The sequence below is a fragment of the Mycobacterium sp. KBS0706 genome (genome assembly GCF_005938675.2).
GTDB lineage: Bacteria > Pseudomonadota > Alphaproteobacteria > DSM-16000 > Inquilinaceae > Inquilinus.
The window spans coordinates 23028-37615 of the sequence record NZ_VCCH02000055.1 but is presented as its reverse complement, the minus strand read 5'-3'; the positions used below and the strand labels follow the sequence as shown (position 1 = coordinate 37615).

17 protein-coding genes are annotated in these 14588 nt (G+C 68.5%); 4 read left to right on the top strand and 13 right to left on the bottom strand.

Annotation, left to right across the window (positions count from 1 at the left end):
- Positions 1-173: 173 nt before the first annotated feature.
- The 11 genes from FFK22_RS26110 to hrcA form a co-directional block, all read right to left on the bottom strand.
- The gene (locus FFK22_RS26110; protein ID WP_138890864.1) at positions 174-755 is read right to left on the bottom strand and encodes a class I SAM-dependent methyltransferase; all 582 of its coding nucleotides are present in this window, start codon (positions 753-755) and stop codon (positions 174-176) included.
- A gap of 58 nt (positions 756-813) precedes the next feature.
- Positions 814-1521, bottom strand: coding sequence for a phosphate regulon transcriptional regulator PhoB (phoB, locus tag FFK22_RS26105; protein ID WP_138890863.1), 708 nt, complete (start codon positions 1519-1521; stop codon positions 814-816).
- Positions 1518-2249: a phosphate signaling complex protein PhoU gene (phoU, locus tag FFK22_RS26100; RefSeq protein ID WP_138890862.1), complete on the bottom strand. Its 732-nt coding sequence runs from the start codon at positions 2247-2249 to the stop codon at positions 1518-1520. Before phoU ends, phoB begins: the two co-directional genes overlap by 4 nt.
- Before the next feature lie 25 nt (positions 2250-2274).
- A complete protein-coding gene (pstB, locus tag FFK22_RS26095) occupies positions 2275-3030 on the bottom strand; it encodes a phosphate ABC transporter ATP-binding protein PstB (protein WP_306770170.1) in 756 nt (251 codons plus the stop codon).
- Between the two features lie 83 nt (positions 3031-3113).
- Positions 3114-3971: a phosphate ABC transporter permease PstA gene (gene pstA, locus FFK22_RS26090; RefSeq protein WP_138890860.1), complete on the bottom strand. Its 858-nt coding sequence runs from the start codon at positions 3969-3971 to the stop codon at positions 3114-3116.
- 3 nt (positions 3972-3974) lie between these two features.
- The gene (pstC, locus tag FFK22_RS26085) at positions 3975-4955 is read right to left on the bottom strand and encodes a phosphate ABC transporter permease subunit PstC (protein WP_138890859.1); all 981 of its coding nucleotides are present in this window, start codon (positions 4953-4955) and stop codon (positions 3975-3977) included.
- A 78-nt stretch (positions 4956-5033) separates the two neighbouring features.
- Positions 5034-6092 carry a phosphate ABC transporter substrate-binding protein PstS gene (gene pstS / locus FFK22_RS26080; protein WP_221938859.1) on the bottom strand — a complete coding sequence of 353 codons (1059 nt, stop codon included), beginning with the start codon at positions 6090-6092 and terminating at the stop codon, positions 5034-5036.
- A gap of 101 nt (positions 6093-6193) precedes the next feature.
- Entirely contained in the window at positions 6194-7627 is a 1434-nt protein-coding gene (locus FFK22_RS26075) for an ATP-binding protein (RefSeq protein WP_138890857.1), read from the bottom strand.
- A 203-nt stretch (positions 7628-7830) separates the two neighbouring features.
- Positions 7831-7962, bottom strand: coding sequence for a hypothetical protein (locus FFK22_RS44535; protein WP_306770169.1), 132 nt, complete (start codon positions 7960-7962; stop codon positions 7831-7833).
- Positions 7959-8570, bottom strand: a complete 612-nt coding sequence (gene grpE, locus FFK22_RS26070; RefSeq protein WP_221938858.1) for a nucleotide exchange factor GrpE — start codon at positions 8568-8570, stop codon at positions 7959-7961. The genes FFK22_RS44535 and grpE overlap by 4 nt, the downstream gene beginning before the upstream one ends.
- The gene (gene hrcA, locus FFK22_RS26065; RefSeq protein ID WP_221938857.1) at positions 8567-9667 is read right to left on the bottom strand and encodes a heat-inducible transcriptional repressor HrcA; all 1101 of its coding nucleotides are present in this window, start codon (positions 9665-9667) and stop codon (positions 8567-8569) included. Before hrcA ends, grpE begins: the two co-directional genes overlap by 4 nt.
- A 114-nt stretch (positions 9668-9781) precedes the next feature.
- Here hrcA and rph point away from each other — a divergent pair, with 114 nt between their 5' ends.
- The 4 genes from rph (at position 9782) to FFK22_RS26045 (ending at position 12519) form a co-directional block, all read left to right on the top strand.
- Entirely contained in the window at positions 9782-10501 is a 720-nt protein-coding gene (rph, locus tag FFK22_RS26060; protein ID WP_138890856.1) for a ribonuclease PH, read from the top strand.
- 194 nt (positions 10502-10695) lie between these two features.
- Positions 10696-11295 carry a hypothetical protein gene (locus tag FFK22_RS26055; protein ID WP_138890855.1) on the top strand — a complete coding sequence of 200 codons (600 nt, stop codon included), beginning with the start codon at positions 10696-10698 and terminating at the stop codon, positions 11293-11295.
- A gap of 60 nt (positions 11296-11355) precedes the next feature.
- On the top strand, positions 11356-11715 hold the full coding sequence (locus FFK22_RS26050; protein ID WP_138890854.1) for a GFA family protein: 360 nt from the start codon (positions 11356-11358) through the stop codon (positions 11713-11715).
- A gap of 21 nt (positions 11716-11736) precedes the next feature.
- Positions 11737-12519, top strand: coding sequence for a hypothetical protein (locus FFK22_RS26045; RefSeq protein WP_138890853.1), 783 nt, complete (start codon positions 11737-11739; stop codon positions 12517-12519).
- Here the strand turns inward: FFK22_RS26045 and FFK22_RS26040 are convergent.
- Both FFK22_RS26040 and FFK22_RS26035 read right to left on the bottom strand, forming a co-directional pair.
- Positions 12495-13022, bottom strand: a complete 528-nt coding sequence (locus FFK22_RS26040) for a DUF962 domain-containing protein (protein ID WP_138890852.1) — start codon at positions 13020-13022, stop codon at positions 12495-12497. The genes FFK22_RS26045 and FFK22_RS26040 overlap by 25 nt on opposite strands.
- 94 nt (positions 13023-13116) lie before the next feature.
- Complete coding sequence (locus FFK22_RS26035; RefSeq protein WP_138890851.1) at positions 13117-14316, bottom strand: multidrug effflux MFS transporter; 1200 nt, start codon at positions 14314-14316, stop codon at positions 13117-13119.
- Positions 14317-14588: the final 272 nt, after the last annotated feature.

Below are 14588 nucleotides of genomic sequence, written 5' to 3'. Positions count from 1 at the left end.
CCCGCGCCGCCGAAGGGTGGCGCGGGCTTTTTCTTTTTGGGGGCGAGCGTTCCGTCATGCCGGTGCCGCTTGCTCGTCTTCCCAAGTCCTTCTCAAGACCATCCGCCCCTCGCCGTCATTGCGAGCGTAGCGAAGCAATGACGGCGAGGGAATTCCGGAAGGTGCGCCGGCGCTCACGCCGCGTCGGGCAGGCCCGACGGGCGGCGGTAGCTCCAGGCACCGAGTGGCGGCAGGTTGCGCCAGACGAAATCGACCATCCGGCCCTGCAGCCCCAGCTTGCGCCGCGGCAGCGGCGACAGGATCTGGTTGGTCAGCTGCAGGAAGCGCCCCGACCGGCCCATGCGGGCGAAGGCGGCGTCGATGATCTGTCGCTGCAGGTCCAGCGGGAACCAGATAATCGGCAGGCTGGACGCCACCAGGGACAGCCGCTTGATGCCGGCCTTGTCCAGCATCGCGCCGATCTCGGCGACATCGCCCTCCAGCACCGTGACGCCGGGGAAGCGCTGGCGCAGCACGGCGCAGAATTCGGGCATCTTCTCGACCAGGACCAGCTTCTCCGGCGGCAGCCCGGTCGCCAGCAGCCCTTCGGTCAGGCTGCCGCTGCCGGCGCCGAGCTCCAGGACCGGGTCCTTGCAGCGCGGGTCGACATGACGGGCGAAGGCGCGGGCCACGGCGGGGCCGGAGGGCGCCCAGGCCGCCACCTTCAGCGGCGAGCGGAACCACAACCGGAGATACAGCCAGGAATCCTTGCTCATGCGACACCTCCGCGCCGTTCGTCGGAACAACCGCCCGTCTTCGCAGAGAGTTCCGGCGTCAGGCCTGCGCCTGGACGTCCAGCGAGTAGCCGGCGGAGCGGACGGTGCGGATCAGGTCGATCTCGCTGTCGTCGTTCAGCGCCTTGCGCAGGCGGCGGATATGGACGTCGACGGTGCGCGGCTCGACATAGACGTCGTGGCCCCAGACGATGTCGAGCAGCTGCTCGCGGCTGAACACCCGGCCGGGATGCTGCATGAAATGGCGCAGCAGGCGGAACTCGGTCGGGCCGAGATGGACGTCGCGGTTGCCGCGGCGGACGCGGTGGCCGCCGAGATCCATGCTGAGATCGGCGTAGCTGAGCATGTCGCCGGCGCTGGAGGGCGAGGTGCGGCGCAGCACCGCCTTGATCCGGGCCATCAGCTCCGGCGTCGAGAACGGCTTGGCGACATAGTCGTCGGCGCCGGAATCGAGGCCGCGGACGCGATCGCCCTCCTCGCCTCGCGCGGTCAGCATGATCACCGGGATGTCGCGGGTCTTGGCGCCGCGACGCAGCTGCCGGCAGACCTCGATGCCCGAGAGATGCGGCAGCATCCAGTCGAGCAGCACCAGGTCCGGGCGCTGCTCGCTGGCCAGCAGCAGCGCCTCCTCGCCGTCATAGGCGGCGAGGACGCGGAAGCCTTCGCGCTCCAGGTTGTAGGTCAGCAGGGTGACGAGGTCGACTTCGTCTTCGACCACCAGAACCAACGGCTGGATGCCGGCCCTCATGCGTTCTCCTCCGGCTTGGCCTCGGGGGTGACGACGGTGAAGGCGGTGGAGTCGCCCTTCGGCCGCGCATCCTTCACCGGCTTGCCCGTAAGCTGGAAGTGGATCAGCTCGGCGATGTTGGTGGCGTGGTCGCCGATCCGTTCGATGTTCTTGGCGATGAACAGGAGATGGGTGCAGGGGGTGATGTTGCGCGGATCCTCCATCATGTAGGTGAGGGTCTCGCGGAACAGGCTGGTGTAGAGGTCGTCGACCGATTCGTCCTGGCGCCAGGCCGACAGTGCCTTGTCCAGGTCGCGCTCGGTGTAGGCGTCGAGCACGTCCTTGATGATCTGCTGCACCATCCGGCCCATGCGCGGCAGCGTCGTCACCGGGCGGACCACCGGCACCTGGGCCAGGGCCAGGGACCGCTTGGCGATGTTGGCGGCGTAGTCGCCGATCCGCTCCAGGTCCGCGGCGATGCGCAGGGCCGAGATCACCTCGCGCAGATCGGCGGCGAAGGGCTGGCGCAGGGCCAGGATCTGGACCACCGCGGCGTCGACCGAGGCCTCGTAGGCGTCCATCTGCTCGTCGCTGCGCATCACCCGGCCGGCGAGGTCGGCGTCGCGCCGCACCACCGCCTGGATGGCGAGCTCGAGCTGGCTTTCGGCCAGGCCGCCCATCTGCACGATGGTGCGGCGCAGGGCCTCGAGCTCCTGGTCGAAGGACTTGACGATATGTTCGTTTGCCATGGCGCTGATCCTTCTGACCCCGGGCTCAGCCGAAGCGGCCGGTGATGTAGCTGTGCGTCCGCTCGTTCTTCGGGCTGGTGAACAGCTCCGACGTCTCGCCGAACTCGACCAGCTCGCCAAGATACATGAAGGCGGTGAAGTCGGCGGCGCGGGCCGCCTGCTGCATGTTGTGGGTGACGATCGCGATCGTGTAGTCGGTCTTGAGCTCGTCGATCAGCTCCTCGATCTTCGCGGTCGAGATCGGGTCGAGCGCCGAGGTCGGCTCGTCGAGCAGCAGCACGTCTGGCTGCATCGCCACGGTGCGGGCGATGCACAGGCGCTGCTGCTGGCCGCCGGACAGGCTCGTGCCGCTCTTCTTCAGCTTGTCCTTGACCTCGTCCCACAGCGCAGCGCGGCGCAGCGCCGCCTCGATCCGGCTGTCCATCTCGGCCTGGTCCAGCTTCTCGTACAGCCGGATGCCGAAGGCGACGTTGTCGTAGATCGACATCGGGAACGGCGTCGGCTTCTGGAACACCATGCCGACGCGGGCCCGCAGCAGGTTCACGTCCTGCTTCGGCCCGAGGATGTTCTCGCCGTCCAGCAGCACCTCGCCGGCGGCGCGCTGCTTCGGATACAGGTCGTACATCCGGTTCAGGATGCGCAGCAGCGTCGACTTCCCGCAGCCCGAGGGACCGATGAAGGCGGTCACGCAGCGCTCGTACAGCGGCAGGTTGATCTTCTTCAGCGCCTCATGGTCCTCGTAGAAGAAGGACAGGTTGCGGATCGAGATCTTCTCGCGCAGATCGCGGCCGAGATCGGTCGGGCGCTCGACATTGATGTTCACGTCGAGCGCCGTCACCTGAGCACCATTGCCTGTCATGACCGTCAGCCCTGCTTGCCGCCGAGCGAGGAGAGCGCCCGGGCGATGATGTTGAGAAGGAGGATCGTCACCGTGATCAGAAGCGCGCCGCCCCAGGCCAGGCGCTGCCAGTCCTCATAGGGGCTGAGCGCGAACTGGAAGATGACCACCGGCAGGTTGGCCATCGGCGCGTTCATGTCCGTGCTCCAGAACTGGTTGTTCAGGGCGGTGAACAGGAGCGGCGCCGTCTCGCCGCTGATCCGGGCGACCGCCAGCAGCACGCCGGTGATCATGCCGTTGCGCGCGGCGCGGTAGCAGATCATCAGCACCACCTTCCACTGCGGCGAGCCCAGCGCCGCGGCGGCCTCGCGCAGGGTGTTCGGCACCAGCTTCAGCATGTCCTCGGTGGTGCGGATCACCACCGGCATGGCGATGATCGACAGCGCCACGGCGCCGGCCCAGGCCGAGAAATGGCCCATCGACGACACCATGATCTCGTAGACGAACAGGCCGATCACGATCGACGGCGCGCTGAGCAGGATGTCGTTGATGAAGCGGATCACCTCGGCCAGCTTGTTGGTCTTGCCGAACTCGGCCAGGTAGGTGCCAGCGAGGATGCCGATCGGAGTGCCGATCAGCGTGCCGACCACGGTCATGATCAGGCTGCCGTAGATGGCGTTCAGCAGGCCGCCGCCCTCGCCCGGGGGAGGCGGCGTCGATTCCGTGAACAGCATCGGCGAGATGGCGTCGAGGCCGTTGATCACCAGCGTCGCCAGGATCCAGACCAGCCACATGAGGCCGAACGCGGCTGCGCCGACCGAGATGGCGAGCGCGATTTTGTTGACGGCGCGGCGCCGGGCGTAGAGTGCGGTTGGAACCGGCATGTCCTAGCCCCCCGTCTTGCGCTGCAGCCGCAGCAGCTGGATCTTGGCGATCGCCAGGACGATGAAGGTGATGACGAAGAGCACGAGGCCCAGCGCGATCAGCGACGAGGTGTAGAGGTCGCCGACCGCCTCGGTGAATTCATTGGCGATCGAGGCCGAGATGGTGGTGCCCGGCGCCAGGATCGAGTTCGAGATGCGGTGGGCGTTGCCGATGACGAAGGTCACCGCCATGGTCTCGCCCAGCGCCCGGCCGAGGCCGAGCATGACGCCGCCGACCACGCCGACGCGGCTGTAGGGCAGCACCACCTTGAACACCACCTCCCAGGTCGTAGCACCCAGGCCGTAGGCCGATTCCTTGAGCAGCGGCGGCACTGTCTCGAACACGTCGCGCATGATCGAGGTGATGAAGGGCAGCACCATGATCGCCAGAATCAGGCCGGCGGTGAAGATGCCGATGCCGTAGGGCGGGCCGGCGAACAGCGATCCGATCAGCGGCAGCTTGCCGAAGGTGCCGATCAGGAAGGGCTGCGCCGTCTGCTGCAGGATCGGCGCCAGCACGAAGAAGCCCCAGATGCCGTAGATGATGCTGGGGATGCCGGCCAGGAGCTCGATGGCGATGCCGAGCGGGCGCTTCAGCACCGGCGGGCACAGCTCGGTCAGGAAGATGGCGATGCCGAAGCTGACCGGGACGCCGATCAGCATCGCGATCAGCGAGGTGACCAGCGTGCCGTAGATCGGCGCCAGCGCGCCGAATTTCTCGGTGACCGGGTTCCAGACTTCGTTGGCGACGAAGCCGACGCCGAAGGTCTGCAGCGCCGGCATCGCGCCGATGATCAGCGACAGGATCACCCCGCCGAGGATCGCCAGCACCAGCACGGCGAAGAACAATGTGACCAGGCGGAAGCCGGTGTCCGCCGCGCGCTGTCGCTGCGCGGTGCGGGCGTCGATCCGCGGCCCGATCTTCTGATAGGTGGCGTCCACCATCGATCACCTTGCCCTGGGAAACAGGCGGCGCCGTGCGGAGAGTCGCACGGCGCCCAATCGATCAGCCGTTGCCGGCGATCACTTCGAGGCGGTCCAGACCGGCTTGCCGTCGGCGCCCTTGATGCTGTCGGCCCAGGTCTTGTGGACCATGTCGACCACCGCGTCCGGCATCGGCACGTAGTCGAGGTCCTCGGCCAGCTTGTCCTGGCTGTAGGCCCAGGCGAAGAACTGCAGCGCGGTGGCCGACGCGGCCTGGTCCTGCGGCTGCTTGTACATCAGGATGAAGCTGGCGCCGGTGATCGGCCAGCTCTCGGCACCCGGCTCGTTGGTCAGGATGACGTAGTAGCCCTTGGAGTTGGCCCAGTCGGCGGCCGAGGCCGCGGCCTGGAAGCTCTTGATCGTCGGGTCGACCGCCTTGCCGTCCTTGTTGACCAGCTTGACGTAGGTCAGCTTGTTCTGCTTGGCGTAGGCGTATTCGACGTAGCCGATGGCGCCTTCGGTCTGCTTGGCGGTGTTGGCGACACCCTCATTGCCCTTGGCGCCGATGCCGGCCGGCCACTGCACCGAGGAGTTGGCGCCGACGGTGTCCTTGAACTTGGCGTTCACCGACGAGAGATAGGTCGTGAACAGGAAGTTGGTGCCCGACCCGTCCGACCGATAGGCCGGGGCGATGGCGGTGTCCGGCAGGGTGACGCCCGGGTTCAGCGCCTTGATCTTGTCGTCGTTCCAGGCGGTGATGTCGCCGAGATAGATCTGCGCGACCAGGTCGCCGCTGAGGATCAGCTGGCCCGGCGCGACGCCCGGGATGTTCACGACCGGCACGACGCCGCCCATGATCATCGGAAACTGCACGAGGCCGGCGGCGTCGAGGTCCTCCGGCTTCAGCGGCATGTCCGAGGCGCCGAAGGTGACGGTCTTTTCCTTGATCTGCTTGATGCCGCCGCCCGAGCCGATCGACTGGTAGTTCAGGCCGATGCCGCTTTCCTTCTTATAGGCATCCGCCCACTTGGCGTAGACCGGGTAGGGGAAGGTCGCGCCAGCGCCGGAAATATCGGCCGCCTGGGACGCGCCCGCCACGAGCGCAACCGCCGCGCCGAGCACCGCGCTGCGAAGGATGGATCGTGAAAAAAGCTTCACGCGAATCTCCTGTGGTGGTGGGACGAGCCCCATGGCATCGCCCGGTCAGGCGACCAGCGCCCCGTTCCGAGCGCAGGCTATAGTCACCGCCGCAGTCCCTTTTAAGACAGTTCAGTTACAGTTTTATGAAGGGCCCGGCCGGCCGCCTTGCCGCCTGGCGCGGCGGGCAGATGCACGGTGAAAACGCTGCCGCGGCCGACCTCGCTGTCGATCTCCAGCCGGCCGCGGTGACGGCTGACGATGTGCTTGACGATGGCCAGGCCCAGGCCGGTGCCGCCGACGGCGCGGCTGCGCGCCGGGTCGACCCGGTAGAATCGCTCGGTCAGCCGCGGCAGGTGCTCGCGGGCAATGCCGTCGCCCTGGTCGGTGACGCTGACGACGAGGCTGGTCCGCCGCCCCTCCGCCGCCGGCCGCGCGGACAGGCCGACGACGCCGCCCTGCTTGCCGTAGTTGATCGCGTTCGACACCAGGTTCTGGAACACCTGGTACAGCTGGTCCGAATCCCCGAGCACCGGCGGCAAGTCGGGCGCCAGGTCGAGCTCGAGCCGCTGCGCCTTGCGCTGGGCCTTGAGCTCGAGCGCGTCGGCCACCGATTGCAGCAGCGGGCCGACCGCGACCCGCCCGGTCGGCGGCACATGCTCATCCAGCTCGATCCGCGACAGCGACAACAGGTCGTTGACCAGCCGCGACATGCGCTCGGCCTGCTGCTGCATGATGCCGAGGAAGCGCTCGCGCGCCGCCACGTCGTCGCGCGCCGGCCCGCGCAGCGTCTCGATGAAGCCCATCAGGCTGGACAGCGGCGTGCGCAGCTCGTGGCTGGCATTGGCGACGAAGTCGGCCCGCATCTGCTCGACCCGCTTGGTCGCGGTGAGGTCGTAGAAGGTGACCAGCAGCGCCGGTTCCGGCCGGTCGCCGGAGTCGCGCTCGCCGGCATCGCCACGTCGCTCGAAGCGCTGGATCCGGACCTCGAACTCGCGCTCGATCGGCACCGGCAGGTTCAGCGCCACGGTCAGCATCGGGCCGCCGGCGAGGACGGCATCGACCGCGGCGACGATCTCCGGGTGGCGGATGGCATCGGCCATGTCGCGGTCCAGCAGCCGGTCGCCGAACAGCCGCTCGGCGGCGCCGTTGGCGCGCAGCACACTGCGGTCGCCGGCCAGCACCAGGATCGGGTCGTCCTGTGCCTCCAGGATCTCCGACGCGGTCTGCAGCTCGACCGCCAGGCTGCGCTCGCGGCCACGGGCATGGCGCTGCAGCCGCTGCAGGTGCAGGAATAGGATCTGGCCGATCTCGGTCGAGGGCCGCGGCGGCCGCTCCGGCGCCTCGGCGGTCGACGCCTCGATGTGGCGGCGCAGCAGATCGAGGTCGCGCAGCAGGCGCCAGGCGAAGATCCCGGCGACGCCGACCACCGCGACCGCCCCGGCCACCGCCAGCCAGACGCCCATCCCGTCAGCGCCGGCCGACAGCAGCAGCGCGATCACCAGGGCAGCGATCACCCCGATGCCGAGCAGGTGGCGATAGATCGGACCGGCCATGCACACGCGCCTCGAACAGCGAGCCCCAGAATACCGCGATCCCGCGGGGGACGGCGAGGCTACCTGCGCTCAATGACGGTTTCGTGTCGCCCAACCCGCGATCGACATCATAGGTTGGGATCGCGAACCCAACCTGGTGCAGCGGTGAGATGTTGGGTTCGCCCCATGGGCGAGCCCAACCTACGAGAGTGCCTCCTGATGCCTCAGGACGATATGGACACGCCGGCGCCGGCGCCCATATAGACGCCCTTGGCCGGCTTTTCCGACCGTTCGCAGGCGGCGGCACCGACCGCCACCGCCAGCAGCAGCGCGACAAGGCCGAGCCGACGCATCATTCAGCCCGGGCCACGCCGACCATGGCCGGGCGCAGCAGCCGGCCCTGCAGCACATAGCCGGGCTGCATCACCTGGACGATGGTGCCGGCCGGCTTGCCGGTGCCCGGCAGCTCGAACATGGCCTGGTGGAAGTTCGGGTCGAAGGTCTCGCCGACCGGCTCGATCCGGGTCACGCCGTGGCGCTCGAAGGCGGCGAGCAACTGGCGCTCGGTGGCGGCGACGCCGTCGACCAGGGTCTTCAGCGCCGCATCCGCCTCGACCGCCCCGGCCGGCACCGCGTCGATGGCGCGGCGCAGGTTGTCGGCGGCGTCGAGCAGCGACTTGGCGAAGCCGGAGATGGCGTATTTGGCCGTGTCCTCGCGCTCGCGCTCGGACCGGCGGCGGATGTTCTCGGTCTCGGCCAAAGCGCGCAGCGCCTGGTCCTTCAGCTTGCCGGTCTCGGCCTCGAGCTCGGCGATGCGCTCGAGCGCACCGGCCAGCGCCGCATCGTCGGTGACCCCAGCGGTCTCGGATTCGGCGACACCCTCGACCTCGGGCCCGGCGGCCCCGGTCTCCGGCTCCGTCGCGTCGGGGCGGGGCTCGGCGGACATCGTCTTGTTGTGCATCATGCTACCTGGTTCGTGGTCTCGTTGGTTCTGAGGAGACGGCCTATCATCTTCGCGGTGTAATCCACCATCGGGATAATGCGCGCATAGTTCAGCCGGGTCGGCCCGATCACGCCGACGGCGCCGACCACGCGCTGGTCGCCGCCCTTGTACGGAGCGATGATCATCGAGCAGCCAGTGTGGCTGAACAGCCCGTTCTCGGCGCCGATGAAGATCTGCACGCCCTCGGCGGCATTGGCCGCGTCGAGCATCCGCAGCATCGCCTCCTTGGTCTCCAGCGCCTGGAACAGGCCGCGGATGCGCTCCAGGTCGTCCAGCGCGGTGACGTCGTTGAGCAGGCGCGACTGGCCCTTGACGATCAGCGTGCCCCCCCCGCCGCCGCTCCAGGTGGCGAGGCCGGCCGCGACCACCTTGGCCGCGAGGCTGTCGAGCTGGCTCTTCTGCGACTCGATCTCGCCCAGCACCTCGGTCCGGGTCTCGCCGATGGTGCGGCCGACGATGCGGGCGTTGAGATAATTGGTGACGTGGACGAAGGTCGAGGCCGGCAGGCCGAGCGGCACCTCGAGCACCCGGTTCTCGACCATGCCGTCCTCGGTGACCAGCACCACCAGGGCGCGGCCCGGCGACAGGTTGACGAACTCGATATGCTTCAGCGGCCGGTCGGTCTTCGGCGCCAGGACGAGGCCGGCGCAGGCGGACAGGCCGGAGAGGGCCGAGGTCGCCTCCTCCAGCATCTCGGAGACGCCGCGCCCGGCCTGGGCGCACATCGCATCGATCGAGGCCCGCTCGCTCTCGCCGACATCGCCGAGTTGCATCAGCCCGTGCACGAACAGGCGCAGGCCCGCATCGGTCGGCATCCGCCCGGCCGAGGTGTGCGGGGCGAAGAGCAGGCCGGCATCCTCGAGATCCGCCATGACGTTGCGGATCGTCGCCGGCGACAGCGACATGCCGAGCCGGCGCGACAGGGTGCGGCTGCCCACCGGCTCCCCGGACTGGACATAGGCGTCGACGATCTGGCGGAAGATCTCCCGCGAGCGCTCGTCGAGGTCCCGGAATGCCTGGCCGCCGGATCGGGTCGAGAGTTCGTTCAGCATGCTCATGGCCGTCGCCACGCTATGTAGGGGCCGTTCGACCCGAATCAACGTGCCGGGCTTTACGGGCAGGACGCCCGAGGATAGCGTGCGCGTCCCTCGCCGAGAACAGAAAGCGACCCCATGCGACCGTCCGGACGCGCCTTCGACGCCCTGCGCGCCATCCGCCTCGAGACCGACGTCAACAAATACGCCGAGGGCTCGTGCCTGGTGAAGTTCGGCGACACCCATGTGCTGTGCACCGCCTCGGTCGATGATCGCGTGCCGTCCTGGCTGAAGAACGGCGGCAAGGGCTGGGTCACGGCGGAATACGGCATGCTGCCGCGCGCCACCGACCAGCGCACCGACCGCGAGGCCGCCCGCGGCAAGCAGACCGGGCGAACCCAGGAGATCCAGCGCCTAATCGGCCGGTCGCTGCGCGCCGTCACCGACCTGAAGGCGCTGGGCGAGATCCAGATCAAGGTCGATTGCGACGTGCTGCAGGCCGATGGCGGCACCCGCACCGCCGCGATCACCGGCGGCTATGTCGCGCTGGTGCTGGCGCTGCGCCACCTGGTGCAGATCCGCAAGATCAAGGCGCTGCCGCTGACCGACAGCGTCGCCGCGATCTCCTGCGGCCTGCATCAGGGCCAGGCGGTGCTGGACCTGGACTACGCCGAGGATTCGAGCGCCCAGGCCGACGCCAACTTCGTCATCACCGGCAAGGGCGGTCTGGTCGAGGTGCAGGCGACGGCGGAGCAGACCCCGTTCACCCGGGCCGAGTTCGAGGCGCTGCTGGTGCTGGCCGAGCAGGGCACGGCCGAGCTGGCGGCGATCCAGAAGGCGGCGCTCGGCGAAGGTTAAGTCCGATCCTTTCGGAGCGCTCATGCCGCTCAAGAAAAATCGTCATGGCGAGGCGCGGAGCGCCGTGGCCATGACGATGAGGAATTGGGAGCTGCACTCCGCACTCAGCGCAAGCCAGACAGATGCGGCGCCCGGACGCTTGAGTTGCGGGACGCGTCCGTGAAATCCTGCCGGCCCGCGGGCGGGAGGACTCCATGGGCGCGTTCTCGATCTGGCATTGGGTCATCATGTCCCTGTTCCTGGGAATCAGCGCCCCCGTGCCGGGGGTTCCCGGCGCGATCGCGGATGCCCTCTCGGCGCTTCGCAACCTGGCCACCGTGCCCCATGCCGAGAAGCTGATCGACTACGCGCCCGAAGCTGGCGGCCCGGTGCTGTACCGGCTGCCCGGCAATGTCTGCTTCCTGCGGAGCGGCCAGAAGAAGGTCCAGGTCAGCTGGATTCGGCGGGACGATCGCGGCCGGATCGAGATCATCGTCTCGGCCCCGGTGCTCGGTTTCACTGGGCGCCGCTTCGATCCCGACGGTACGGCGCAGCTGGACCTCGCAGGCCAGGCTGTAGCAGTACCGGTCGCATCGCCGGGCTTCCCGACGTGGCGCTTCACGCTGGAGGAGACGCCGGCGCTGAAGGAGGCGCTCGACGCCGACGATGCGACGCTGCGCTTCACCGCGATCCGCGGCGGCAAGCCGGTGCCGGACGAGACGCTGAGCATCGCGGCCGGCAATCTCTGGCAGGCCATCCAGGGCCTGGACTCCTGCGCCAGCGGCGCCGAGGTGCCGGGCGTGGTCGGGCCGTAGTTGCGGCCCGGGCGCGGCGAGCGGATCATCCCGGCATCCGAGCCGACCCGTGAGGACCTGATGATCGAAGCCTCCTGCCATTGCGGCGCCGTCCGGCTGCAGGTCGCGGAGCGGCCGCAGCGGCTGACCTCCTGCAACTGCTCGATCTGCCGCCGCCTCGGCACGCTGTGGGCCTATTACCCGCGCGACCAGCTGGCCATCGTGCAGGGCGCCGGCACCACGATCCCCTATATCCAGGGCGACCGCACCCTGGCGCTCCATCACTGCCCGACCTGCGGCTGCGTCACCCATTGGGAGGGGCTGCCGGCCGGGGATCCGGCACGGGTGGCGATCAATGTCCGGCTGCTCGACCCGGCCGAGATCGAGGGCGTGCCGGTTCGGCGATTCGACGGCGCCGATAGCTGGACCTATCTGGATTGAGCGCTCGCAAAGGGAGGGGACATGGGGCGGATTTTCACCGGGATCGCGGCAGCGCTGCTGGTGCTGCTGTCGATCGTCGGCGCCGGGCACGCCGAGGATGACGCCGCACTGCGCGCCAAGCTGCTGCAATCGATGCGCCAGGGCTATGCGGAGGCCGGCCCCGGCGCGCCCGACCTGATCGAACTGCTGTCCGAACGGTTTCCCGCCGACCTGGACGCGCTGATGGGCACGGCCCTCGCCGCCTACAAGGCGCAGCGGCCGCCGGCCGAGGTGAAGGCTGCGGTGGCCAAGATCTTCGTCGCGATCCAGGCGCGGGACGGCGACAGGATCCTGTCGGCGCCGGATGCCGACCTGTCCGCCGTGATCGCGGCGCAGGGCGACATCGTCCGCGCGCTCGGCCAAGGCCATGAGGATCTGTGCAAGGCCCTGGTGTCCGGCGGCGCGGCGATGGCGGCGCCGACGCCGGAGATCGGCCTGCTGTTCGTCACGCGCCTGCACCGCATCCTGACCGCGATCGCCGATGGCCGGGACCGGCCGGTTCCGGCGCGGGTGATGCAGGATGACGACTATGTCGATTTCGCGACGGCTGCCCGAAAGCTGGGAACCGACATCAAGGCGTGGTCTGTGCTGGCAGCGGACGAGCTGCCGGACGCGAAGCCCGGCGAGGTCTGCCGGGCGCTGGATTCGACCTACGGCGCGGCGCTGGCGGCCAAGGGCGATCTCGGCCAGCGCATCCGCGCCGACCTGTCCCACGAGCTGCTGGTCACCGACATCGGCGTCTATCGCCCGGCCCTGGAGAAATAGGCGTCCGCCGCGGTCTCGACCCGGTGCTTCAGGCCGGTCCGCAGGCCGAGGGCGAAGGCGGTCTCGGCCATCAGGAACATCGGGCCGATCAGCAACTGGAACAGGTTGGACAGGAAGGCCGGCCGCTTGCCCTCATAAGCGTGGCCGACCAGCTGCAGCGCCCAGCCGCCGACGAACAGCGCGCCGGCGACGGTCCATGTGATCCAGTCCGAGCCGCCGCTGGCCACGGCATGGGCGATGATCAGCCCCGGGATCACCACCACCGCCATGGCCAGGCCGAGCCCGAGGTCGAGCGCGATCCACAGCAGCCAGATCAGGAGCGCGACGAGGTCGGCCAGGGTCGCCGGCCAGCCGCCGATGGTTCCGAGCGGTACCGTCGCCAGGGCGACCAGCACCGCCAGGATGATCGCCGGGATGCCGAAGAAATGGGTCAGCCGGTTGCGGCCGTCGCGGTGGAAGCTGGTGTACATCGCCATCTGGCGATCGAACAGATCCGAAGCCATGCGCGATCCTCCCCGAGAGGAGAATAAGCCCAAGGCAGGAGGTCATGTCGAAAAATGCAACGGAACCGTCATCAGCGAGCAGACCGGTTTGCCGCTATGTCGGCTGAACGCGGGACACTCCCTTGCTGAGTCGGATGGCCGCGGCAGCGGCCAGCAGGCCGATGAAGCAGGCCAGCAGCATCAGCCCCAGCAACAGCATGGGCGATGGCTTGCCGGACAATGCGAGGCCGGTCAGCGTCGTCATCAACGCGCCGCCCGAGACGGTCAGCGCGCCGGTGATGCCGGCCGCGCTTCCCGCCAGCCGGGGCTGCACCGACATCGCTCCGGCATTGCTGTTCGGCGTTGTCATGCCGTTGCCCAGCCCGACAAAGATGGTGCATCCGAAAAACATTGCCGGGGTCAGATGGCCCATCGCGATCACCGCGAGGCCAAGGAGAAGACCCAGGCAGGCCAGGATCCGGCCCGTCAGCATGACCGTTGCCGGCGGATGCCGGTCGACCAGACGGCTTGCCAGCCAGCTGCCGGTCATGAAGCCAGCGGTGATGCTGCCGACGAACACCCCCAGCTCTGCCGTGCCGATCCCGAAAATGACGGCGGCGACAAGGGGCGCTCCGGCCAGAAAGATGTAGAAGGCGCCCGTCGAGAAGGCTGTGCACAGCGCATAGCACCAGAACACCGGCTCGCGCAGCAGCGCGGTCAGGCGCTTGCCGTCATGTCCCTCGCCAGCCGGGCGCCGGAGGGTTTCGCCCAGATCCGACCATGCCAGGCAGAAGAGCCCTGCTCCGGCCGCGGCATACAGCAGGAAGACCACGCGCCATCCGAAGGCGGCGTCCAGAACGCTGCCCAGCATCGGCCCCAACATCGGGGCAAGCGCCATCGCCATGCCGATGCGGCCCAGCAACCGCGCGGCCTCGGCCCCCTCGGTGATATCGCGAACGATCGCGAGCGACAGGACACAGCCCGAGACCACGGCCGCCTGCAGCATCCGGAACGCCAGCAGCATCCACACGGTCTGGGCTGCCGCGCAGCCAAGCGATGCGAGGGTGAAGATCACAAGCGCCGCAAGCAGCACCGGACGCCGGCCGATCCGGTCGGCAAGCGGACCCACGCCGAGCTGGACTGCAGCCGTAACCGCGAGATAGCCGCCGAGGGCGAGGCTGACCAGGGCGTAGTCGGCATCGAGATCGAGCGCGATGTTGGCCAGTGACGGCACGATCATGTTCAGCGTCACCGTCGAGGTGGCGGTCATCAGGATCAGTGTCGCCAGGGCCGGGGGGTTGCTTGCCTTGCGCATCGGTCACCCTCTGAAAACAAAAAAGCCCCCGAACGAGGGTTCGGGGGCGCATGGCGAACGGAGATGGATTCCGCTACCGGACCATGCACCTTTCGCCGACGACTACGAAATTTAACGGAAGCATTTTCTGTCTCCTGCGTAATGAACCTATTCCCAAATAGGGTCTCCGCGCAAGTGTTGTTCGATCGTTCGCCATGGGCTCGCAGCAGTGGTGGGCCCCCGGACCACGGGCGACCGCCAGCTCATGGCCCATGCGGTCGACCTCGACATGG